Source organism: Mesobacillus subterraneus, from assembly GCF_000934845.1.
Classification (GTDB): domain Bacteria; phylum Bacillota; class Bacilli; order Bacillales; family Cytobacillaceae; genus Mesobacillus; species Mesobacillus stamsii.
In genome coordinates this window covers 24,735-48,431 of the sequence record NZ_JXIQ01000033.1, presented here as the reverse complement: position 1 = coordinate 48,431, position 23,697 = coordinate 24,735, and the positions used below count along the sequence as shown (strand labels likewise).

The 23,697-nt window shown below is 43.5% G+C and carries 23 protein-coding genes; 13 read left to right on the top strand and 10 right to left on the bottom strand.

Annotated elements, in window-relative coordinates:
- Positions 1–238 precede the first annotated feature (238 nt).
- The 9 genes from UB32_RS05995 to UB32_RS05955 form a co-directional block, all read right to left on the bottom strand.
- Positions 239–1,315, bottom strand: coding sequence for an HD-GYP domain-containing protein (locus UB32_RS05995; protein ID WP_198528166.1), 1,077 nt, complete (start codon positions 1,313–1,315; stop codon positions 239–241).
- A gap of 92 nt (positions 1,316–1,407) precedes the next feature.
- A complete protein-coding gene (gene gyrA, locus UB32_RS05990) occupies positions 1,408–3,951 on the bottom strand; it encodes a DNA gyrase subunit A (RefSeq protein WP_044392051.1) in 2,544 nt (847 codons plus the stop codon).
- 84 nt (positions 3,952–4,035) lie between these two features.
- Positions 4,036–5,967: a DNA topoisomerase (ATP-hydrolyzing) subunit B gene (gyrB, locus tag UB32_RS05985; protein WP_431305963.1), complete on the bottom strand. Its 1,932-nt coding sequence runs from the start codon at positions 5,965–5,967 to the stop codon at positions 4,036–4,038.
- Between the two features lie 143 nt (positions 5,968–6,110).
- Positions 6,111–6,362 (bottom strand): extracellular matrix regulator RemB, encoded by a 252-nt coding sequence (gene remB / locus UB32_RS05980; RefSeq protein WP_044392050.1) that lies wholly within the window; start codon positions 6,360–6,362, stop codon positions 6,111–6,113.
- An 11-nt stretch (positions 6,363–6,373) separates the two neighbouring features.
- The gene (gene recF / locus UB32_RS05975) at positions 6,374–7,492 is read right to left on the bottom strand and encodes a DNA replication/repair protein RecF (protein WP_044392049.1); all 1,119 of its coding nucleotides are present in this window, start codon (positions 7,490–7,492) and stop codon (positions 6,374–6,376) included.
- Positions 7,493–7,511: 19 nt separating this feature from the next.
- Positions 7,512–7,727: a S4 domain-containing protein YaaA gene (yaaA, locus tag UB32_RS05970; protein ID WP_044392048.1), complete on the bottom strand. Its 216-nt coding sequence runs from the start codon at positions 7,725–7,727 to the stop codon at positions 7,512–7,514.
- Positions 7,728–7,841: 114 nt separating this feature from the next.
- Complete coding sequence (dnaN, locus tag UB32_RS05965) at positions 7,842–8,978, bottom strand: DNA polymerase III subunit beta (RefSeq protein ID WP_044392047.1); 1,137 nt, start codon at positions 8,976–8,978, stop codon at positions 7,842–7,844.
- Positions 8,979–9,158: 180 nt separating this feature from the next.
- Entirely contained in the window at positions 9,159–10,505 is a 1,347-nt protein-coding gene (dnaA, locus tag UB32_RS05960) for a chromosomal replication initiator protein DnaA (protein WP_044392046.1), read from the bottom strand.
- Positions 10,506–10,858: 353 nt separating this feature from the next.
- Complete coding sequence (locus UB32_RS05955; protein WP_044392045.1) at positions 10,859–11,116, bottom strand: hypothetical protein; 258 nt, start codon at positions 11,114–11,116, stop codon at positions 10,859–10,861.
- 86 nt (positions 11,117–11,202) lie between these two features.
- Here UB32_RS05955 and rpmH point away from each other — a divergent pair, with 86 nt between their 5' ends.
- From rpmH to UB32_RS05905, 11 genes are all read left to right on the top strand, one after another.
- Positions 11,203–11,337, top strand: coding sequence for a 50S ribosomal protein L34 (rpmH, locus tag UB32_RS19340; RefSeq protein WP_013059930.1), 135 nt, complete (start codon positions 11,203–11,205; stop codon positions 11,335–11,337).
- 148 nt (positions 11,338–11,485) lie between these two features.
- Positions 11,486–11,848: a ribonuclease P protein component gene (gene rnpA, locus UB32_RS05950; protein WP_044392044.1), complete on the top strand. Its 363-nt coding sequence runs from the start codon at positions 11,486–11,488 to the stop codon at positions 11,846–11,848.
- Positions 11,849–12,010: 162 nt separating this feature from the next.
- Positions 12,011–12,787 carry a YidC family membrane integrase SpoIIIJ gene (gene spoIIIJ / locus UB32_RS05945; protein ID WP_044392043.1) on the top strand — a complete coding sequence of 259 codons (777 nt, stop codon included), beginning with the start codon at positions 12,011–12,013 and terminating at the stop codon, positions 12,785–12,787.
- Positions 12,784–13,404: an RNA-binding cell elongation regulator Jag/EloR gene (gene jag / locus UB32_RS05940; RefSeq protein ID WP_044392042.1), complete on the top strand. Its 621-nt coding sequence runs from the start codon at positions 12,784–12,786 to the stop codon at positions 13,402–13,404. Before spoIIIJ ends, jag begins: the two co-directional genes overlap by 4 nt.
- Positions 13,405–13,905: 501 nt before the next feature.
- Complete coding sequence (gene mnmE / locus UB32_RS05935) at positions 13,906–15,291, top strand: tRNA uridine-5-carboxymethylaminomethyl(34) synthesis GTPase MnmE (RefSeq protein ID WP_044392055.1); 1,386 nt, start codon at positions 13,906–13,908, stop codon at positions 15,289–15,291.
- A gap of 35 nt (positions 15,292–15,326) precedes the next feature.
- Positions 15,327–17,210, top strand: a complete 1,884-nt coding sequence (gene mnmG, locus UB32_RS05930) for a tRNA uridine-5-carboxymethylaminomethyl(34) synthesis enzyme MnmG (RefSeq protein WP_044392041.1) — start codon at positions 15,327–15,329, stop codon at positions 17,208–17,210.
- Between the two features lie 22 nt (positions 17,211–17,232).
- Positions 17,233–17,949 carry a 16S rRNA (guanine(527)-N(7))-methyltransferase RsmG gene (gene rsmG, locus UB32_RS05925; RefSeq protein WP_044392039.1) on the top strand — a complete coding sequence of 239 codons (717 nt, stop codon included), beginning with the start codon at positions 17,233–17,235 and terminating at the stop codon, positions 17,947–17,949.
- A gap of 189 nt (positions 17,950–18,138) precedes the next feature.
- Positions 18,139–19,035 (top strand): nucleoid occlusion protein, encoded by an 897-nt coding sequence (gene noc, locus UB32_RS05920; protein ID WP_044392037.1) that lies wholly within the window; start codon positions 18,139–18,141, stop codon positions 19,033–19,035.
- A 236-nt stretch (positions 19,036–19,271) separates the two neighbouring features.
- A complete protein-coding gene (locus UB32_RS05915) occupies positions 19,272–20,033 on the top strand; it encodes a ParA family protein (protein WP_044392054.1) in 762 nt (253 codons plus the stop codon).
- Entirely contained in the window at positions 20,026–20,874 is an 849-nt protein-coding gene (locus UB32_RS05910) for a ParB/RepB/Spo0J family partition protein (protein WP_044392033.1), read from the top strand. The genes UB32_RS05915 and UB32_RS05910 overlap by 8 nt, the downstream gene beginning before the upstream one ends.
- Before the next feature lie 76 nt (positions 20,875–20,950).
- Positions 20,951–21,661, top strand: coding sequence for a DUF554 domain-containing protein (locus UB32_RS05905; RefSeq protein ID WP_044392031.1), 711 nt, complete (start codon positions 20,951–20,953; stop codon positions 21,659–21,661).
- 44 nt (positions 21,662–21,705) lie between these two features.
- Here the strand turns inward: UB32_RS05905 and yyaC are convergent, their stop codons facing one another.
- Positions 21,706–22,338 carry a spore protease YyaC gene (gene yyaC / locus UB32_RS05900; RefSeq protein WP_044392029.1) on the bottom strand — a complete coding sequence of 211 codons (633 nt, stop codon included), beginning with the start codon at positions 22,336–22,338 and terminating at the stop codon, positions 21,706–21,708.
- A 221-nt stretch (positions 22,339–22,559) separates the two neighbouring features.
- Here yyaC and UB32_RS05895 point away from each other — a divergent pair, with 221 nt between their 5' ends.
- Positions 22,560–23,468, top strand: coding sequence for a mechanosensitive ion channel family protein (locus UB32_RS05895; protein WP_044392028.1), 909 nt, complete (start codon positions 22,560–22,562; stop codon positions 23,466–23,468).
- A 17-nt stretch (positions 23,469–23,485) separates the two neighbouring features.
- Positions 23,486–23,695, top strand: coding sequence for a DUF951 domain-containing protein (locus tag UB32_RS05890; RefSeq protein WP_044392026.1), 210 nt, complete (start codon positions 23,486–23,488; stop codon positions 23,693–23,695).
- Positions 23,696–23,697 lie beyond the last annotated feature (2 nt).

Genomic DNA, 23,697 nt, shown 5'->3' with positions numbered 1-23,697 from the left:
ATTGTTTGTTGACGCTTGTTTGTTTAGTTTTCAAAGAACAATTTTGTGTGCGCCGCTCAGAAGCGACTTTATAAATATAACATTTTCATTCTATTTATGTCAATAACTTTTTTTAAGAAGAATTTCATGAACATGGTTGTTTTGTCACTGACTTTGAAAATTATAGCAGGAAAATATCTAGAAAGCAATACCTATTCTCTATTAAATTTTAAAAAAGCTGGGCATACATAGCCAGCTTTTAATGGATGATCTCCTCGATATGTAAATATCTGTGTTTTTCTAAAGCAAGAATTTGCTTTGACTCTAGCAATTTTACTAGTGGCCTTGCTGGATTTTTTTCGTCTACAAAAATAATTTCTGCCGATTGTCCGTTAGAGAGGCGGATTTTCGTGCCAACCGAATAATTCATGATCGCTGTACTTAATGCCTTCAAAACGGTAATATCAAACTCTCCGAACAAATCTTCATTGATCGTTTCCAGCACTTTAAACGGGGAATGCTTTGGCTTGTAAATTCTTTCAGAAGTCATTGCGTGAAAGGAATCAGCCACTGCAAGAACTTTCGCATATGGGTGGATTCTGCTTGCCTTTTCGCCGAAAGGATAGCCGCTACCATCCATCCTTTCATGATGATGCAAAATGGCAAGCTTGGAAGTATCCTTCAGCAACGGGCTGTTTTTGACCATCTGATAACTGAAGGTTGGATGTTTTTTGATTTCCTCAAATTCCTCCACTGTTAAAGCGGTGCTTTTGTTCAGAAGGCTTGGACTGATTTTCGCCATGCCGCAATCCGATAAACATCCAGCAAGCGCGATTTGAGCCACTTCTCCTTTGCTGTAATTGATTTTTTTTGCGATGAACGCACTGATGATTCCTACCGCCAAAGGGTGATCATACAGATATTCCGTCTTGCTGGTATAATGATGCAGATGGAATATATCCGCCGAATTCATATCAGTTTGCTCAATAAGCGGCAAAACGATCGATCTTAGTTTGGCAATATTAATTGGCATCCCTGATTGCCAAGAAATGAATTCTTTCTTAAATTCCTGCTTGGCCTGTAAAAACAAACCAACAAACGTTCGATCAGGCTTGTCGTCATCCACACTATCTTTTCCGGTTGTTGGAGTTGAGTACGGCATTCCATTTACAAGTGTTTTCTCTACATTCACTTCTTTCACCAGGAAAATTTTCAAAATATTGATTAGATGCTCTGATAAAACAGTGTTCTTGCTCATGATGGGTCTATTCGTTTTACTTAGAACATCTTCAGTGAGGATACTGCCCTCTCTTAAGTTATCTACTAGTACGCGCAAGGCCATCCCCTCCGGAATTTTTCATCTCTTACAAATATTTTACTTTATTTTACCAAAAAAGGGGAACACATTTTTGTGCTCCCCTAAAAAGTTTATTCTTCTTCTGGATCATTCGTTGTTTCTACTGCTTCACTGCTATCCTCATCTGGGGTAACGATTGCTTCCGCGTTCTCTTCCTCTTCCAGTTCTTCCGGCTTATCTTCTTCCTTGTCAACTTTCGCAACTGTCGAAACGTACTCATTTTCTGCTTTGTTGAGATTGATGAGTTTCACACCTTGTGTATTACGGCCTGTCATCGAGATAGAGCTTACCGGAATACGGATCAGCACACCTCCTGTAGTGATTAGCATCAGGTCTTCCTCTCCTGTCACGACTTTCATCGTTACAAGATCCCCATTCTTTTCAGTGATATTGCAAGTCTTGATTCCTTTTCCGCCTCGTCCTTGACTTCTGTATTCTTCGGAAGGTGTCCGTTTACCGTAACCGTTCTTGGTAACGACGAGGATTTCGGCACTTTCTTCAAGGACTTCCATACCGACGACTTCATCACCGGCGGAAAGACGGATCCCTTTTACTCCTGTGGCAGTACGGCCCATGGAACGGACATCTGTTTCAGGGAAGCGGATCAGCAAGCCAGCTTTGGTGCCGATGATCATTTCCTTGGTTCCGTCTGTCAGGCGAACAGAGATCAATTCATCCCCTTCACGCAGGTTCAAGGCAATCAGCCCGTTATTGCGTATATTCGCGAAGGAGGTAAGTGGAGAACGTTTCGAAATTCCTTCTTTCGTTGTGAAGAACAGATACCAGTCGTCCACGAATTCTGACACAGGGATGATGGCATTGACCCACTCACCCTTTTCGACTTCCAACAGATTAATGATCGGGATTCCTTTCGCTGTCCGGCTAAATTCCGGTATCTCATACCCCTTTGAACGATAAACCTTTCCCTTGTTTGAAAAGAAAAGAATGGTATCGTGAGTCGAGGTAGTAATTAAATGCTCGACGAAATCATCATCATTCGTTCCCATCCCCTGGATTCCGCGACCTCCGCGGCGCTGCGCCCTATATGTCGAAACAGGTAGGCGTTTCACGTACCCATTATGGGTGAGGGTAATGACAATGTTTTCACGAGGGATCAAATCCTCGTCCTCAATCATTTCAAGACCGCCTGAGACAATCTCCGTGCGGCGCTCATCTTTGAAGCGCTCTTTGATTTCCGTAAGCTCTTCCCGAATGATTTCGAGCACCTTTTCATTGTCGGCCAGGATCGCTTTTAGTTCGATAATCAACTGCATAAGGTTCTGAAATTCTTCCTCAATCTTTTCGCGTTCCAAACCTGTTAGTCTCTGCAATCGCATATCAAGTATGGCCTGAGCTTGCTTTTCCGATAGAGTAAACTGTGTCATCAAGCCTTCTCTGGCAATATCCGTCGTGCGCGAGCTTCTAATCAGCCTGATGACCGCATCAAGATTATCAAGTGCGATTCGCAGCCCTTCGAGAATATGGGCACGCGCTTCCGCCTTCCGAAGTTCAAATTCTGTGCGTCGGCGAATGACGACAACCTGGTGATCCAGATAATAGGTTAAACATTGCTTCAAGTTCAGAACCTTTGGCTGTCCATCGACTAAAGCAAGCAGGTTGATCCCAAAGCTTGTCTGCATGGCGGTTTGTTTATACAGATTATTTAAAAGGACATTGGCATTCGCATCCTTGCGAACTTCAATGACAACCCTCATTCCTTTACGGTCCGATTCATCCCGCAAGTCAGTGATGCCGTCTAGCCTTTTATCGCGGACTAATTCAGCAATTTTCTCAATTAGCTTTGCTTTATTAACCTGGTAGGGCAGTTCCCTGACGATAATGACTTCCTTGCCGTTTGATTTTTGTTCCATTTCAACCTTCGCCCGCAAGGTAATCGACCCGCGGCCGGTTTCATAAGCTTTCCGAATTCCGCTGCGACCTAAAATTAAGCCTGCTGTCGGGAAATCGGGTCCAGTGATGATTTCCATCAATTCCATGATGCTCATATCAGGATCCTTGCTAATTGCCAGTACTCCATCTATTACTTCGCCGAGCTGGTGAGGGGGGATGTTCGTCGCCATTCCGACCGCAATCCCAGAAGTACCATTGACGAGAAGGTTTGGGAACCTCGATGGCATGACCATTGGCTCTCTTTCAGAACCGTCATAATTGTCCTGATAATCAATGGTATCTTTGTTGATATCACGCAACAGCTCCATCGAGATCTTTGACATCCGTGCTTCTGTATAACGCATTGCAGCCGCGGCGTCGCCATCGACAGAACCAAAATTCCCATGGCCATCGACTAGCATGTAGCGGTAGTTGAAATTCTGGGCCATACGGACCATCGTATCGTATACAGCAGAGTCACCATGCGGGTGGTATTTACCGATGACTTCTCCAACGATCCGCGCCGATTTTTTATACGCTTTGTCTGAGTGCATGCCGAGATCATGCATCGCATATAGAATCCTTCTATGTACTGGCTTTAAGCCGTCACGGACATCTGGAAGCGCACGAGCTACGATGACACTCATGGCATAATCCAGAAAGGATGAACGCATTTCCTGGCTAATATTAATTTCTTTTACACGATCGTTTGGTGTCTCAGCCATTTAAGAGAAACCTCCTTTAGTCGAAAAGCACAAGCGCCTGAATAGGCGCCAATGCTAAACACTAATTTAGTTTTCAAAACTTTTTTATATGTCCAGGTTTTTTACATAACGAGCATTTTGCTCAATGAAATTGCGGCGCGGTTCTACCTTATCACCCATGAGGATTTCAAAGGTCTCATCTGATTCGATCGCGTCTTCAAGGCTTACCTGGAGCAATGTCCGTGTCTCAGGGTTCATTGTCGTATCCCAAAGCTGCTCTGGGTTCATCTCGCCGAGACCCTTATAGCGCTGCATGCCTGGTTTCGGATGCTGCGGAAGCTCTGCGAGAATCTGTTCAAGCTGTTTGTCGTTATAAGCATACTCAATTTTTTTGCCCTGCTGAATTTTGTATAATGGGGGCTGAGCAATATAAATGTAACCAGCTTCGAGAATTTTTCTCATATACCGGTAGAAAAACGTCAATAATAAAGTACGGATATGGGCGCCATCCACATCAGCATCAGTCATGATTACAATTTTATGATATCGAGCTTTAGAAAGGTCGAAGTCTTCGCCAATTCCTGTTCCAATTGCTGTAATGATTGCTCTTACTTCGTTATTGGACAGGATTTTATCTAAACGCGACTTTTCGACGTTCAAGATTTTCCCTCGCAATGGCAGGATTGCCTGGAAGTGACGGTCTCGTCCCTGCTTGGCGGAACCGCCCGCGGAGTCCCCTTCTACGACATATATTTCACTGATTGCTGGGTCCTTTGAAGAGCAGTCCGCAAGCTTTCCTGGCAGACTGGAGATCTCAAGCGCACTCTTTCTTCTCGTCAACTCACGCGCTTTTTTTGCCGCGAGTCTGGCTCTTGCCGCCATAAGCCCTTTTTCGACGATTTTACGGGCAACCGCAGGATTTTCCAGCATGAACTTTTCAAAGTGCTCGGAAAACAGGGTGTCAGTCACAGTCCGTACTTCGGAATTTCCTAGTTTTGTTTTCGTCTGGCCTTCAAATTGAGGATCTGGATGCTTAACAGACACGATTGCTGTTATGCCCTCCCGAACATCATCTCCTGAAAGGTTGGAGTCATTATCTTTAAAAACGCCTTGCTTACGGGCATAATCATTGATCACACGAGTCAATGCAGTTTTAAAACCAAATTCGTGTGTTCCACCCTCATAGGTGTGAATATTATTCGCAAAAGAATAAATATTTCCAGTGTAGCTATCGTTATATTGGAGAGCGACCTCGATCGTGATTCCATCCTTTTCACCCTCAATAAAGATTGGTTCTTCATGGAGTACTTCTCTCGTGCGGTTTAAATGCTCAACATATGATTTAATTCCACCTTCATAGTAGTACTCATTCCGTCTGCCTTCGCCGCGTTTGTCCTCAATGGTAATCTTAAGGGCCTTATTCAGAAAGGCAAGCTCACGCAAACGGGTTGCGAGAATATCATACTCAAATTCCAGCGTTTCGGTGAAAATCTGTGGGTCGGGCTTAAAATGGGTTGTTGTGCCTGTATAATCCGTTTCGCCAATGACCTTCAGAGGTTCCCCAACAGCGCCTCGTTCGAATTTTTGATAATGAATTTTGCCATCACGATGGACAAATACCTCCAAATACATAGACAGGGCATTGACAACGGAGGCACCAACACCGTGCAGCCCGCCAGATACCTTATACCCTCCGCCGCCGAACTTGCCGCCGGCATGAAGAATCGTCATGATAACCTCCACCGCTGGCCTTCCCATTTTTTCATGAATACCGACTGGAATCCCGCGGCCATTATCCTTGACAGTAATACTGTTATCTTCTTCGATAATGACGTTTATTTCATCACAAAAGCCAGCAAGCGCTTCGTCTATACTATTATCGACGATTTCCCAGACAAGATGGTGCAAGCCTTTTCCACTCGTTGACCCAATATACATCCCTGGACGTTTGCGTACTGCTTCAAGGCCTTCAAGCACTTGTATCTGACTTTCATCATACGCTTGTCCCTGCATAGATTTTTGTTCCTCCATTGCCATATCGATCACCTACACTTTCCAGTTACCTCATCATTTTTATAAAAATAGTGCTGTTCCACAGGAATGTAACCTGGGACACTAAACTGAAAATCCATGGGCCATTTTGCATTGTTTTTCGACATTTTTTTTTGCAAAACGCCAATCTATTCAAACTCCTGAACGGATGATTTTTGTGAGCGTTTCTTCAAAGTCCCTGACGCCAGCGGGGAATAATAAATTTGGTTGTCTGTAACGATGATGGATTTGATGGACCCTTTAGTCAGTTGGACAATCTCCCTGTCCTGCTTTTCGATGAATTCTTCCATGAACATGGAGAAACTGACACTTTCCATCGCGATAATTGCAATAATATCTTTCGTCCTGACAAGGACCTCTTCCCCAACATGCATATACATCAAATTCCACCTCATTGGATTCTTGACATTTCCCCGGTCTTCACGTTATAAGTGGCCGCTTCTCTTAATGTCTTATGGTCAATCCCATCCACACTGGTGGTGGTGACAAAGGTTTGAACTTTCCCTTGGATGGTATTTAATAAATGGGATTGGCGATAATCATCCAACTCTGACAGGACATCGTCCAGCAGGAGAATCGGATACTCCCCGATCTCAGCGTGAATTAATTCGATTTCGGCCAATTTCACCGAAAGCGCGGTTGTTCGCTGCTGTCCTTGGGATCCAAAGGTCTGGACATCTCGGCCATTGACAACAAATTGCAGATCGTCCCGGTGCGGACCGAACATGGTAGTTCCCCGGTCAATCTCTCTCGTCTTTATTTTAGCAAATTTTTCTTCATACACTGCTATCATTTTCGACAAATCATCCCCTTCTGATACGTCCGCAGATGGTTTATAGATGATTTTCAATTCTTCCAGTCCTCTTGAAATTCCCTGGTGGATCGGCACTGCCCATTGTTCAAGCAAATTCAGAAATTCAAACCGTTTTACTATGATTCTTGCAGCAGCCTGGATAAATTGTTCGGTCAGGATTTCCAGCATCGTGTGGTCAGTCGTTTTTTTAATTTGCAGCTGCCTAAGCAAATGATTCCGCTGCAGAAGGATTTTATTGTACTGGCTGATGTCATGCAAATAGACTGCCGAAACCTGTCCTATTTCCATATCGACAAATCGTCTTCTTACCTGTGGACTTCCCTTTACAAGGTTCAAGTCCTCTGGTGCAAACATGACGACATTCATGTTGCCAACATACTGGCTAAGCCTGCGCTGTTCCAGATGATTGACTTTCGCTTTTTTGCCTTTTTTGGAAATGACAAGCTGCATTGGCAGCGATCCGTTGTTTTTTTTAATCCGTCCCTCTATTTTAGCATATTCTTCGTCCCAGCGAATCAAATCTTTATCATTGGAGGTTCGATGTGATTTTGCCATTGCCAATACATAGATCGATTCCATCACATTGGTCTTCCCTTGGGCGTTTTCGCCGAGGATGACATTGACCTTGTTTTCAAATATTGCCTCTAATCCTTGATAGTTGCGGTAATTCCTTAATTGCAGTTGCTCTATATACATGAACAGTTCATCCTCTGGATTATTGCGTTATGCTGAACTCGCCCATACCCGGAATCGATACCCTGTCTCCGGCACGAAGCTTTCTGCCTCTTCGCTGATCTTGTTCACCATTGATAAAAACATCGTGTTCACTTAAAAACCATTTCGCCATTCCACCTGATGGAATCACATCGGCTAATTTAAGGAACTGGCCAAGCGTAATATATTCCGTATCAATTTTTATCTCCTCATTCACGATTCGCACCCTTTTCTTCCAAAAGGAATCAATACTTTATTTTACTAAATATATCCCATAGAAACAAATGATCTTATTAAAAAACCACCAGCAATAACTGGTGGTGGTCTGGATTTAGTAAGTTCTTACCGGCAGGATCAACTGCAGGATAGAGTCATCATGCAGGGGGCGAATGACGAATGGCCTCATCGCGCCTGTAAAGCTGATCTGGATTTCTGAACCCTCTAATGCTTTTAGCGCGTCCATCATATATTTTGCGCTGAAAGAAATTTTCAGTTCTTCTCCGGCGATGGACTGGCTAGGAATTTCTTCGACAACCGTTCCGATTTCTGGTGTGATGGAGGAAATTTCAATTGCTCCGCCATCGATTGTCGCAAGTTTGACGACATTGTTCCGTCCCTCTTTTGCAAGCAAAGACGCACGATCAATAGCATTAAGAAATTGTTTTGTAACCACGACAACCTCCGTTTTGCTTTCATTCGGAATCAGTCTTCCTGTGTCAGGATAGTTTCCTTCTAGCAATCTGGAGAAGAATAACAGGTGTTTGGCTTTAAATAAAACCTGGTTTTCTGTGATGACAATATCGACTAAATCGGAGCTGTCATCCAGGATTTTGATTAATTCATTCAAGCTTTTGCCCGGGATCACCACATTATAGCTTTCAGTATTCCCAGCTTCAATCTCAGCTTTTCGCAATGCCAATCTGTGGCTATCTGTTGCAATACAGATCAGTTCATTGTTTTCGACCTTCCAGTTGACACCTGTCAAGATCGGGCGTGTTTCTGACGTGGACACTGAAAAGACAGTCTGGCGAATCAACCCTTTTAATAAGTTTGTCGGAATCTTAAAAATATGTTCTTCTAAAATTTGCGGGAGATGTGGATATTCTTCTGCATCAAGGCCGTTAAGTTTGAATTCAGATTTGCCGGATCGGATGACGGTTTGCAGATTTGGTTGGACTTCTATTTCTACAATGTCTGTAGGAAGTTTTTTAATGATTTCGCTAAAGAAACGCGCCTGCAGAACAATCGATCCTCGCTGTTTGATTTCAACGATTTCATCACCTTCTAGTTCTTTTTGAATAAAAGATTCGATCGAAATATCGGAATCGCTGCCTGTAAGTGTGACACCTTCTTCATGTGCAACAATTTTAATGCCAGTCAGTATCGGAATAGTCGTTCTGCTTGTTACTGCCTTCATGACATCCTGGACGCTTTGCAGAAGATAATCCCGCTGGATTATAAATTTCATTTTTTCCCCTCCATTTTGGTATCTTTTTGTTGTTTATGCATATATTAATATGTTTAAAAAAGTAATAGAAGTACTAGTAGGGCCTGTGGATTTGTGGATAAGTGAGCTAAGCAAAGGAAACACAGCCTATCCACATGTGGATAGGCTGTGTGCAACCAGGGATGAGTTATTCACATTATCCTAAACCCTTAATTGTTGATTGATATCTTTAATTTGCCTTTGCAGATTTGGATCGGTTGTGATCAACCTGGAAATTTTCTCATGGGCATGGATGACCGTTGTATGATCACGGCCACCAAATTCTTCGCCAATTTTCGGAAGCGAGAAATCCGTCAATTCTCTTGAAAGGTACATGGCGATTTGCCTTGGATAAGCGACAGATTTAGTTCGTTTCTTTGCTTTAAAATCCTCGAGCTTAATATTAAAATGCTGTCCTACAACCCGTTGAATATCCAGAATCGTAATCACTTTAGGCTTCGAGCTCGGAATAATGTCTTTTAAAGCCTCGGCTGCCAGGTCTGCGTTAATATCTTTATTAATGAGTGAAGAATATGCGACAACCCGGATCAAGGCTCCCTCTAGTTCACGGATGTTGGAGTCAATCTGATTGGCGATATATAGCATGACTTCATTCGGAATATCCAATCCCTCTGCTTTTGCCTTTTTGCGGAGGATCGCGATTCGTGTCTCTAAGTCAGGCGGCGTAATATCGGTGATTAAGCCCCATTCGAAACGGGATCTCAACCTGTCCTCAAGAGTTGGAATTTCTTTTGGAGGACGGTCACTTGAAATGACTATCTGTTTGCTTTCCTCATGTAAGGTATTGAAGGTATGGAAAAATTCCTCTTGTGTTTGTTCTTTCCCAGCCAAAAACTGAATATCATCAATTAGCAGGACATCAACATTGCGATATTTATCGCGGAAATCCCCTGCTCTGTTGTCCCTGATTGAATTAATGAATTCATTCGTGAATTTTTCAGATGACAAATAAACCACTTTCGCATTCGGATTATGATCTTGAACATAGTGCCCAATTGCATGCATCAAATGGGTTTTTCCAAGTCCGACTCCCCCATAAATGAATAATGGATTGTAAGCTTTTGCCGGTGCCTCAGCTACTGCAAGCGATGCTGCGTGGGCGAAACGATTGCCTGAACCAATGACAAAAGTATCGAATGTATACTTTGGGTTCAGCATGCTGACTGGTAAATCTGGCATTTCCTCATCCCTCTTAACCCTTCTTGGCGGCAAGTGTATATCAAGATCTTCTTGATTTTGGTTTTGGGGAATAATGAATTTAACAGCCAGCTCTTCACCCGTTATTTCGTATAAAATTCCGCTAATGAGCTGGGAATAGCGTTCTTCCAGCCAATCGCGTGCAAACTCATTCGGTGCTGTAATCGTAAGGACATCTCCTTGGAGCGAATGGGCTTTTGTTGATTTTAACCATGTATCATAACTTGGCTTGCTGATCTTTTTCTCAATTTTCATGAGAGCATTATTCCAGAGATCTGCAATATTCTCCAATAATTTCCCCTCCTTTTCTGTCATTTTTCTCTCTATGTTTGGCTTCATGGGCAAATTGCTTTTGACAACGAGCCGTTAGGCCATCAGCATCGAAAAGCATAAAACGAAAGGGTATACCTGCTGTACAACCCCTGATTAAGAAATATACGAAACTATGATTGTGGAAAAATATATAATAAGGAAGATAAGGAGCTTTTCGACAAAATCCACTATCTGTGGACAAACTTTTACAACAGCCCTGAATAACCTATCCACAGCTTATCCACACTTTGTGGATAAGTGTATTTTGGTCATCAAAAAATTAAGAGTGAAAACACAAATATAATAGCAGATAATCCAGCATGGTGCAACGCTTATTCAATAATTATCCACAATGGACCCAATCTGTGGAGTGAAATTGTCCACAGCCAGCTAACTTGTGTAAAAGCTGTTAAAATGGGTTGTGGATAATAAAAAAGCTGTCGTTTTTTGTCCACAGGTTGAAAAGCGGAAGCGCCTTGGTCAGCCCCGACAAGCGCTGCTCGCCAAAACACCACGTCGTCCTGTGGCTGGCGGGTCAGCACGTCCTGTGCCTCGGAGAGCCGAATCGGTGAAGTTGTTTTACGAAGCATAGATCGCCACTTGACAAATAATACCGGCTTCCTTATAATTACAAAGACTGTCTGTAACAGCTATTCCTCAGGGAGGTGTAACATATATGAAACGTACTTATCAACCTAATAAACGTAAACACAGCAAAGTTCACGGATTTCGTGCTCGCATGAGCAGTGCAAATGGCCGTAAGGTTCTTGCTCGTCGTCGTCGCAAAGGAAGAAAAGTTTTATCAGCCTAGGCCACTGAAATGTCAGTGGTCTTTTTTCTCTTTTGGCATTTACAAGTCAGGGAACTGGATCTACTGGTGAATGAGCTTTAACGGATTGGTTGCAAAAAGAATCCGACTGATATAAGTTCCCGATCCATAGAGAGATGAAGGTGATTGAATGAAAAAAGAATACAGTGTGAAAAAAAATAAAGAATTCCAAGAGGCTTTTAAAAAGGGAAGGTCGGTTGCTAACCGGCAATTTGTCGTTTATATTTTGAAAAAACCGGAGCAGGAAAAATTCCGCATCGGCCTGTCAGTCAGCAAAAAAATCGGCAACGCCGTCATGCGCAACCAGATTAAACGGTATATCCGGCAATCTTTCCATGAATTACACGACCAGGTCCAAACTGGCAATGATTACATCATCATCGCCCGGAAGCCTACTGCCGAAATGAACATGCATGAGGTTAAGAAAAGCTTAGAGCATGTTTTGAAGGTCGGAAAGGTTTTGAAGATACTGAAACCTGGAGAGAATAGTTGAGGAAAAAATATTTGCCGAATTGCATTTTTTAAAAGCGCTTCCCGATAAAAGATGGTAAAATACTTTTGATTGCATGTTGCAGCCAAGGGATAATGCACAGTAAATTTGGGACAACTTTTGAAAATAAATGGAGCGTATTGGGAAGTTAGGAGGAAAAGAAGCTTGAAAAAAAGAATCTTATTGATATTGGGCTTGGTGCTAGTGGTGTCATTGCTGACGGGCTGTACAGAGTACAACCAGCCAATTACTCCAGATAGCAAGGGTTTCTGGAACGAGTACATAGTCTATCCATTATCTATGCTGATCGTGAAAATGGCTGAATGGCTCGGAGGCAGTTTTGGATTATCCATAATCGCGGTTACGTTGCTGATCCGTTTTGCGATTCTGCCGCTAATGATTAAGCAAACGAAAAGCTCTAAAGCAATGCAGGCGTTGCAGCCGGAAATGCAGAAACTGAAGGAAAAATACAGTTCAAAGGACCAAAAGACACAGCAAAAGCTGCAGCAAGAAACGATGGCACTTTTTCAGCAACATGGTGTTAATCCGCTTTCAGGCTGTTTTCCGCTGATTGTCCAGATGCCGATTTTGATTGGTTTCTACCATGCGATTTCAAGAACGAGAGAGATTGCCGAGCATAATTTCTTATGGTTCGACCTTGGTGTAGCAGATCCATTTTATATTCTGCCAGTTGTTGCAGGTATCACTACTTTCATTCAGCAAAAAATGATGATGGCTGGTCAGGAAGGCAATCCGCAAATGGCGATGATGCTTTGGTTAATGCCTATCATGATCGTTGTATTCGCAATCAACTTCCCAGCAGCTCTTTCCTTATACTGGGTAGTAGGTAACTTATTTATGATTGGTCAAACATACTTTATAAAAGGGCCGGATCTGAAAAAAACGAAGGCTGCCGGCAATGCGGGAGGAGCAAAAAAGTGAAACAGGTAACTGCTACAGGACAAAATGTCGACGAAGCAGTAGAATCCGCTTTAGCTCAATTAAAGACAACGAAAGACCGCACAGAAATTGATGTAATTGATGAAGGCAAAAAGGGGATTTTCGGAATTTTTGGCACACGTCCGGCTGTCGTCAAAGTAACGGTCAAGATCGATGCTGTGGAGGAAGCCGTAACTTATTTGAAATCGGTTAGCGAAAAAATGGGAGCATCTATTAACGTAGATGTAAAAAAAGACGGAAAAATCGTCTTATTGACGATGTCAGGTGAAAAAATTGCTTTGCTAATTGGAAAAAGAGGACAAACCTTGAATTCCCTGCAGTTTTTAACGCAGCTTGTAGTCAATCGATATTCTGATCAGTACGCTACTGTATTGCTTGATGCGGAAGACTACCGTCAACGCCGGAATGACACCCTCATTCAGCTTGCGGAACGCCTGGCACAAAAAGCAGTAAGAACCGGGCAAAACGTCGCGCTGGAACCAATGCCCTCCTATGAACGCAAAGTGATTCATACTGCCTTGATGTCAAATAAAAAAATCAAAACTTATTCCGATGGCACCGAGCCACACAGGCATATCGTAATTTCGCCGTCCAAATAAAGAATTTCAACCCGAACCTCATCACAGGATCGGGTTTTTTGTTGTTATTTTTAGAAAAAATGGACAGGCCAGCGAGATTTCGATTAGAAATAGCAAATTCAGAGCATGATTTTGGCTGATAATAATCCGCATCTTTGTTTATTGGCGATTTCTTCGCTTTATTGGCGATAAATTTATTTTATTGGCGATTACGAGCTGTTTATTGGCGAAAATCTTTTTTTATTGGCGACTTGGAAATTTTCTTAGTTTTTTTCCAATTCATCATCAGATCCTCTACACAAATCGGCAAGATAGTTTTCCACATCGTAAAATTTCCTCATTTGGTTTTATTGTTATTCACATGTGGATAAGTTAAAATGAATACAGTTTATTTTATGCACTGTGGATAATGTTGACGGAGAAGATGCCTTTCTTTTTTTCGCTAAACAAATGTGGTATTCTAGTAATTTGCAGAAATCAAACTTTATATATATTTTTTTTAAAAAAGGCGAGGTGAAGCATGTGGAATTTGATACGATTGCGGCTATTTCTACGCCGATGGGAGAAGGAGCGATAGCGATTGTGCGGTTAAGCGGGGATCAGGCTGTTGAGATTGCTGACAGCTTGTTCAAAGGTGTCGGCAGCAAGCGGCTAAGCGAGGCGGCTACGCACACGATTCATTATGGCCATCTGATCGACCCGAAAACTGGACAAGTTGCTGAAGAGGTGATGGTCTCGGTCATGAAGGGTCCGAAAACGTTCACGAAAGAAGACGTAATCGAAATCAACTGCCATGGGGGGCTTGTTTCGGTAAACCGTGTGCTCCAGCTTGTCCTGAATCAGGGTGCGAGACTTGCGGAGCCAGGGGAATTTACAAAACGAGCTTTTTTAAATGGACGGATCGACCTTTCGCAGGCAGAGGCAGTCATTGATTTGATCAGAGCGAAGACCGATCGTGCGATGAATATGGCACTTGGCCAGATGGAGGGGCGCTTATCGAGACTGATCCAAAAGCTGCGTCAGGAAATTCTTGAGATACTCGCACATGTTGAGGTGAATATCGATTATCCGGAATATGAAGATGTCGAGGAAATGACGCATCAAATGCTGTTGGAAAAGGCGAAGTATGTAAAGGGAGAGCTCGAAAAGCTTTTGCAAACCTCGCAGCAGGGAAAAATCCTCAGGGAAGGAATTTCCACTGTCATTGTAGGACGACCGAATGTCGGAAAATCATCGTTATTGAATAGCCTTGTTCATGAAAATAAAGCAATTGTTACCGATATTCCTGGTACCACACGGGATGTCATTGAAGAATATGTCAATGTTCGCGGCGTTCCGTTACGGCTTCTTGATACAGCGGGAATCCGAGAGACGGAGGATATTGTTGAACGAATCGGGGTCGAGCGGTCAAGAAAAGTTCTGAAGGAAGCGGATTTAATTTTGCTCGTTCTGAACTATTCGGAAGAGCTCTCAGAAGAGGATCGGAACATCTTCAAAGCGGTCGAAGGCATGGATGTGATCGTGATTGTCAACAAAACCGATCTGCCGCAAAACATCAATTTGGAGGAAGTGAGGGAGCTTGCGAACGATTATTCCCTCGTGACAATCTCATTATTAGAAGACAAGGGTGTGGATCAGCTGGAAGAAGCGATTTCCAGTCTGTTCTTCTCCGGAGCGATTGAATCAGGGGATTTGACGTATGTTTCGAACAGTCGCCATATTGCCTTGCTCAGCCAGGCTGCTCATGCCATTGACGAAGCAATCAGCGGCGTTGAAATCGGAACGCCAATCGATATTGTTCAGATTGACTTGACTCGTTCGTGGGAGCTACTTGGGGAAATCATTGGGGAAAGTGTTCATGAAAGCTTGATTGACCAGTTATTTTCCCAGTTCTGTTTAGGAAAATAATCATAGGATTAAACAGCATAAAAGGAGGCAGCAGGATGGGGTATGAAGCCGGGAATTTTGATGTAGTGGTAGTGGGAGCTGGCCATGCGGGTGTGGAGGCAGCACTTGCGCCGGCACGAATGGGTGCCAAAACTGCGATGATTACCATTAACCTGGATATGATTGCGTTTATGCCTTGCAATCCGTCAATTGGCGGACCTGCCAAAGGAATCGTTGTGCGCGAAATTGACGCTCTTGGCGGCGAAATGGGCCGCAATATCGATAAAACCTATATCCAAATGAGAATGCTAAACACCGGCAAGGGCCCAGCAGTACGTGCCTTGCGGGCTCAAGCCGATAAATTCGCTTATCAGAATGAAATGAAAAAGACGCTCGAAAATCAAAACAACCTTTCCTTAATTCAGGGCATGGTAGAGCGATTGATTGTCGAAGACGGGGAATGCAAAGGGGTCATTACGAAAACCGGAGCCATTTATCGTGCGAAAACGGTCGTGATCACGACGGGGACGTATATGCGCGGGGAAATCATCCTCGGTGAGTTGAAATACTCTAGCGGACCGAATAACCAGCAGCCATCGATTAAGCTTTCAGAGCATTTGGAAGAGCTTGGCTTTGACCTTGTTCGCTTTAAAACGGGGACCCCGCCGCGAGTACACAGTGACTCAATTGATTATTCGAAAACAGAAATACAGCCTGGCGATGATGTTCACCGAGCCTTTTCCTATGAAACGACGAACTATATTACAGATCAGCTTCCTTGTTGGCTGACGTATACGAATGAGCAGACACATCAGCTGATAGATGACAATTTGCATCGCTCACCGATGTATTCCGGCATGATCAAGGGGACAGGCCCACGTTATTGCCCATCGATTGAGGATAAGGTTGTCCGTTTCCATGACAAGCCGCGCCATCAGATTTTCCTCGAGCCAGAAGGAAGGAACACTCAAGAAGTATATGTGCAGGGGCTGTCTACCAGCTTGCCAGAGGATGTCCAGCACAAGATTCTTCAGACGATCCCTGGGCTTGAAAAAGTTCAGATGATGCGTGCTGGCTATGCGATTGAGTATGATGCGATGGTGCCGACACAGCTATGGCCGACATTGGAAACAAAGCTGGTTAAGAATTTGTATACTGCTGGTCAAATCAATGGGACTTCAGGTTACGAAGAGGCGGCAGGACAAGGGATCATGGCTGGGATTAATGCCGGCAGAAAGGCTCTGGACAAGGAAGAAGTCATCCTTAGCCGTGCCGACGCCTATATTGGCGTCCTGATTGATGATCTTGTGACAAAGGGAACAAATGAACCATACCGCCTGCTGACGTCAAGAGCGGAATACCGCCTGTTGCTGCGCCATGACAATGCTGACCTGCGCTTAACGGAAAAAGGATATGAAATCGGTCTGATCACAGAGGAACGCTACCATAAGTTTCTGGTGAAAAAAAAGGCAATCGAAGCGGAGAAGAAACGGCTGCAGTCCATCATCATCAAACCGTCAGCTGAGGTTCAGGAATGGATCCGTACGCTTGGCGGCAGTGAATTGAAGGATGGAATCCGTGCTTCAGACCTTCTGAAACGCCCCGAAGTTTCTTATGAGCATATTAAACAGCTCGCACCTGCGGATGGAGAGCTCGAGTTTGAAATAGAAGAACAAACAGAAATCCAAATTAAATATGAGGGATATATTGAAAAATCGCTTCAGCAGGTGGAGAAGCTGAAGAAGATGGAAGATAAGAAAATCCCGGAAAATATCGACTATGATGCGATTTCTGGACTGGCAACGGAAGCGCGCCAAAAATTGAGAGAGGTCCAGCCATTGACGTTAGCACAGGCATCAAGAATCTCAGGTGTGAACCCTGCCGATCTTTCCATTCTGCTCGTGTATCTGGAACAGGGACGAATTGCACGAATCAAGTAGCAAGCACAGAAAGGGTTGGCTTATGAATACGGATCAATTTAAAGCATTGCTCGCTGAAAAGGGGATTGAGCTTTCCCAGAGGCAAATGGAGCAATATGAAATTTATTACCACCTGCTCGTTGAGTGGAATGAAAAAATGAATTTAACTACGATTACGGAAAAGCCGGATGTGTACTTGAAGCATTTTTATGATTCCGTTTCAGCTGCATTCTATTTTGATTTCCATAAGCCGCTAGATTTGTGCGATGTTGGCGCTGGAGCCGGCTTCCCGAGTATTCCAATTAAAATTGCTTTTCCGGAAATCAAGGTCACGATCGTCGATTCGCTGAACAAGCGGATTACATTCCTGGAACAGCTTTCGAAGACGCTCGGTCTTGAAGGGACAACCTTCATCCATGACCGCGCTGAAACATTCGGACAAAACCCGGGATATCGCGAAAAATATCAAGTAGTCATTGCGAGAGCGGTAGCAAGAATGTCTGTTTTGAGTGAACTTTGTCTCCCTCTTGTGAAGGTCGGCGGAACCTTCATCGCCATGAAAGGCAATCAGGCGGGAGAAGAACTGCTTGCTGGCGAAAAAGCGATCACGATACTTGGAGGAAAACTGGAATCCTCGCACTCTTTCACCTTGCCAGTCGAAGAAAGTGAACGCACTCTTTTCATCATAAACAAACAAAAGCCGACACCTAAAAAGTACCCTAGAAAACCAGGGACTCCTAATAAAACACCGATTGAGTAACGGCTTTCCATGCGTGAACCGAGCCTCTGGTAAAAGACTGGAAGAGACCGGAATTTCTACGCTTTTGCGGTTGCGCTTTTAGTCCTATTTTTAAAAATGAATTTAGTTTATAATAGAGTCAATAGGCAGGAACTTGTCATTTTTATAGAGAATGTATGAATAGGGAGTTCATAAAGGTGGTGTAGGGTGATGAAGCCTTCTTTTTCGCGCTTTTTTGGCATTGGGGAAAAGGAAAAAGAACGGAACCAGTTGGAAGAACCGAACCAAATAGAAGCTCAAACGGTCGAGGATATTGACATCATAGAAAATGAAGAAATAAAAAAAATTCCGATTGACCATATTATTCCAAATAGATACCAGCCAAGAACGGTTTTTGATGAGGAAAAGATTGAAGAATTGGCCCGTACCATTCACATACATGGAGTGATCCAGCCAATCGTTGTACGGGAATACGAGCAGGATCGATTTGAAATCATTGCTGGCGAACGCCGCTGGCGGGCTATGAAAAAGCTTGAATGGATAGAAGTTCCGGCAATCGTGAAAAACTTGTCTGATTCTGAAACAGCTTCTGTGGCCTTGATTGAAAATCTTCAGCGGGAGGAGCTGTCACCGATTGAAGAAGCAATGGCCTATGGGAAATTGCTAGAGTTGCACAATCTCACACAGGAAGCGCTGGCACAAAGGCTTGGAAAAGGGCAATCGACTGTGGCAAATAAGCTTAGGCTGCTAAAGCTCCCAGAAGAAGTCCAGGATGCCCTTTTAAATAAATGGATTACAGAGCGCCATGCACGTTCGCTTATTCCATTGAAAAACCCGGAATTACAGGTGCAGGTGCTCGCAGAGGTCATCGAAAAATCGCTTAATGTTAAACAAACAGAAGAACGTGTCGTCAAGCTCTTGAGTCACGGGGAGGAAAAGCCAAAACCGAAGCGAAAAGCATTCAGCAATGATATGAGGATTGCCGTCAATACAATCCGTCAATCGCTAACGATGGTTTCCGACAGCGGCATCCGTCTCGACTCAGAGGAAGAGGAATTTGAAGAATTTTATCAATTCACGATCCGGATTCCAAAAACAAAAAAATAGAGAATGTCACCTATAGGCAGGACGCTCGAATGTTCCCCTATAGGTGTTTTTTTGTATTCTTTTCACAGGGTGATTTCTTTTTTACAAAAATTCGATCAAGTACCTGTTTTCATGATAAAATAAAGAACATGATCGCTTTTTTCCGGGACTTTGCGGAAAAAAGCGTATTTTATGAATGGATCTATGCTTGGGAAAAGCTGAATAGAATTTTTACTGGTTTGAAAGAAGGTGACAAGGTGGGAAAAATCCTTGCGATTGCGAATCAAAAGGGTGGCGTTGGCAAGACGACGACATCGGTGAATCTTGGTGCATGCTTGGCATACATTGGGAAAAAGGTGCTGCTTGTCGATACAGATCCTCAAGGGAATGCGACGAGCGGAGTAGGCATAGAAAAAGCAGATGTGGAACAATGCATTTATGATGTGCTGGTAGATGATGTAGAGGCGGGTAAGGTGATCCTTCCTACTGCAGTTGAGAATCTTTATACAGTGCCTGCGACCATCCAGCTGGCTGGGGCGGAAATTGAACTTGTTCCTACCATTTCGAGAGAGGTTCGCCTGAAGCGGGCGCTCGAGGAAGTGAAGGACCGTTTTGATTATATTATTATCGATTGTCCACCATCACTTGGACTATTGACTCTGAATGCATTGACGGCTTCGGATTCAGTGATCATTCCGGTCCAATGCGAATATTATGCGCTTGAAGGACTGAGCCAGCTTCTGAATACGGTTCGGCTTGTGCAGAAGCATTTGAACCATGATTTGAAAATAGAAGGGGTCCTGCTGACGATGCTGGACGCACGTACAAATCTCGGTCTGCAAGTGATTGAGGAAGTGAAGAAGTATTTCCAGGATAAGGTTTACCAGACGATCATTCCTAGGAATGTCCGTCTAAGTGAAGCACCAAGCCATGGAGAGCCGATTATCATTTATGATCCGAAATCCCGCGGAGCAGAGGTTTATTTAGATCTTGCAAAGGAAGTGGTTGCAAATGGCTAGAGGCTTAGGGAAGGGATTAGATGCATTTTTCAACATGGAAGCAGAAAGGGAAGAAAAGGTCCAGGAAATAAGCATCAAGGAAATTAGACCAAATCCATACCAACCACGAAAAGTTTTTGATCCGGCTGCAATCAAGGAATTGCAGCTTTCGATCCAGGAGCATGGAATCTTACAGCCAATCATTTTAAGGAAAACGATTAAAGGCTATGAAATCGTAGTAGGGGAAAGACGGTATCGGGCTGCAAAAGAAGCCGGTTTGGAAACCGTCCCCGCAGTTGTCCGTGATCTGACTGAACAGCAAATGATGGAGCTTGCCGTGCTCGAAAACCTACAGCGTGAAGACTTGAATCCGATCGAAGAAGGAATTGCCTATCAAACGTTGATCGAGAAACTCAAGCTGACACAGGAAGAATTGGCGAAAAGACTTGGAAAAAGCCGGCCGCATCTGGCAAACCATATCCGGTTGCTGTCGCTGCCACCAAAAATTCAGCAACTTATTTCAGAAGGAAAAATCTCTATGGGACACGGCCGCGCACTCCTTGGCTTAAGAAAGAAAGACAAGCTGTCTGTCCTGGTCGATAAAATCCTTAAGGATGGCATGAATGTTCGCCAGCTGGAACAACTCATCCAGGATATGAATAGGCTTGTTCCACGTGAAACAAAAAGAAAAAAAGAGACGAAGGACCTATTCATCAAGGAGCGGGAAACCTCGCTTCGTGAACGCTTTGGAACTACAGTTTCCATCAAGCAATCCAAAAACAAAGGAAAAATTGAAATTGAATTTTTTTCAAAAGATGATCTGGAACGGATTCTTGAACTATTAGACAATCAAAATTCCTAAGCTATCATTTTGATGGCTTAATTTTTTTACATTGGCTTTTGTGCAAGCCAACTAATACGGAAAATGGGTGAGTGAAATGTTTCTACTTGGCACCATGGTGAATGGATTATTGATTATCATTGGAACATTATTGGGAAGGCTGCTAACAAAAATACCGGAAAATATGAAGGTAACCGTTATGCATGGCATTGCGCTTGCCGTTATCGTGCTTGGCCTGCAAATGGGCTTTAAGAGCGCAAATTATCTGATCGTCATCTTGAGTTTGGTGATCGGTGCTGTGCTAGGGGAAGCATGGAAGCTAGAGGAAAAGCTGAATGCAGTCGGGGACTGGCTGGAGAAGAAGATTGGCTCAAATGGTGAGAGCAGCATATCTCAAGGATTTGTTACTGCAACTTTGCTCTTTGTGATCGGGGCAATGGCTATTATCGGGGCACTCGATAGCGGCATTCGCGGGGATCATGATGTTTTGTATACGAAAGCGATCATTGATGGCTTCACGGCATTAATCCTGACCACAACACTTGGGATCGGAGTGATTTTTTCTGCAATCCCTGTCGTTATTTACCAGGGACTCATCGCCTTATTTGCCACGCAAATTGATAAGCTGATTCCACAGAGTTTGATGGACAGCTTCATTCTTGAGCTGACTGCAACAGGCGGCGTCATGATATTTGCCATCGGCTTGAATATGATTGGTCTGACAAAAATCAGGGTAGCGAATATTCTTCCTGGCATACTGGTGACGGCTGTCCTGGTGACCATTTCACACTATATGATCGGAATATAAGCAATAACGCCGGTAGGCAGATTCCCGGGCGTTATTTATATTCGTTATTCAACAATTGTAGGCTGGGCGGCTTCAAGGTCCCAGTTTACCTTTGGCCAATCCTGTTTCGCTGAACGCTGCTGGCTGCTCTTGTAAATACCATTTGCAATTGTTTTTGCCATTTTTAACACGAGGTTCAATCTTGTGTTCTGTAACACGAAGAACTCCATAAAACCGCTGACATTGACAATTCCTGTTATGTGCATATCGCCGACTTCGGGCAATTCCTTGTTCACACCGGCGCCTGGCTTGACTGGCCCGTTGCCAACCTGGATCGATCCGACGCTTTTCAAACGGCCAAGACAGGCGTCGATGCCAATAATGTATGGATTGAAGTGTTTTTGCTGGATTTCCGTTAGTTTGGCCTCCAAATTAACAGCATGGATTGGATCATCGAGCGTCCCGTACACTTGAAAGGGAGCAATATCTTTTTCTTCAAGCAGTGTGCCGATCAGCGGACCCAATGAATCACCGGTAGAGCGGTCCGTTCCAATGCAGACAAAAACAATGGGCCTTGTGCTGAAAGGAGGAAGTAAGTCCAAGATTTCTGAAGCCAGCTTTTCGGCTGCCATTTCCTCTTCATGATTGATTTTCGCTACACTGTTTTTTCGCTCGAAAAAATGGGTTTTGAGATTCATTGGATCAACTCCTTAAAATTCGTACTATCAGTATACGGACTTTCGGTGTAATCTATACATACCTGTAAACAGAAAGATTTAAACTAACTTTTCCATCAGGCAAACAGCCTGCTTTCCCTACATTATAAATCTTGTTAAAATAAAAGTGTTTGTATGAAAACTTCTATTTTGTTACATAACGTTTGATAGAATCAATGAAATGAAATGAGCAGGTGGGAAAATTGACAAAAACGGAAGAAAGTTTAACTAGAACACAAGCGATTTTTGATACAATCAGTCAAAAACTATTGGATGAGCAACTTTGGTTCGCCATTGGGGTAAGTGTATTAAAAATTATTGTGATTTTGATTCTTACTGGCTTATTGATCCGCATTGGCAAAATTGCAATCCGCAACTTTTTTAAGGTAAAGACAAGGGGCCCGCTCCGTATAACAGAACGACGGGAAGCAACGCTGTTGAAGCTGCTTGAAAATGTTCTTACCTATGTCGTGTACTTCATTGCGATCATGATGATTTTTTCCGCCTTGACCATCAATGTCCAGGGGATGCTAGCTGGTGCTGGGATTGTCGGTTTGGCAGTCGGCTTTGGGGCGCAAAGTCTGGTGAAGGACATCATTACCGGTTTCTTCATTATTTTTGAAGATCAATTTTCAGTAGGGGATTATGTAAGAATAGGTCAGTTTGAGGGAACAGTGGAGGAAATCGGACTGCGGACGACGAAGATTAAAAGCTTTACAGGGGAAATCAATATCCTTCCGAATGGCAGCATCGTAGAAGTCACTAATTTCTCTCTTTACAATAGTGTGGCAGTTCTTGATATTGGGATTTCCTATGAAGGAGATATTCAATATGCAGAAAACGTCCTGCAGGATTATTTGAATACAACGTTAGAGAAATATCCTGAACTCGTCAATACACCAGAACTTTTAGGAATCCAGCAATTTGCAGCCTCTGAGGTAGTACTGCGAATTGTCGCAGAAACTTTGCCAATGAAGCATTGGTATATCGCTAGACAGCTGCGCAAGGACATCAAGCTGCTTCTTGACGAACATGGAATTGAGATCCCATTCCCACGGATGGTTATGTATTCACGTCAGGAAGGCGGAGGGGAAAAAGAAATCGGCAACTAAACAAGGAGGTTTTACTATTGGAGCATGAATTTCAGCTGAATGATGTTGTTGAAATGAAGAAACCACATCCATGTGGAACTAACAAATGGAAAATCATCCGGCTTGGCATGGATATCCGCATTAAATGTGAAGGCTGCGAGCACAGTGTCTTAATTCCAAGAAAAGAGTTCGCGCGTAAAGTGAAAAAGGTGTTATCAACGCCGGGAGATGATCGAGAAGAGAAATAGTG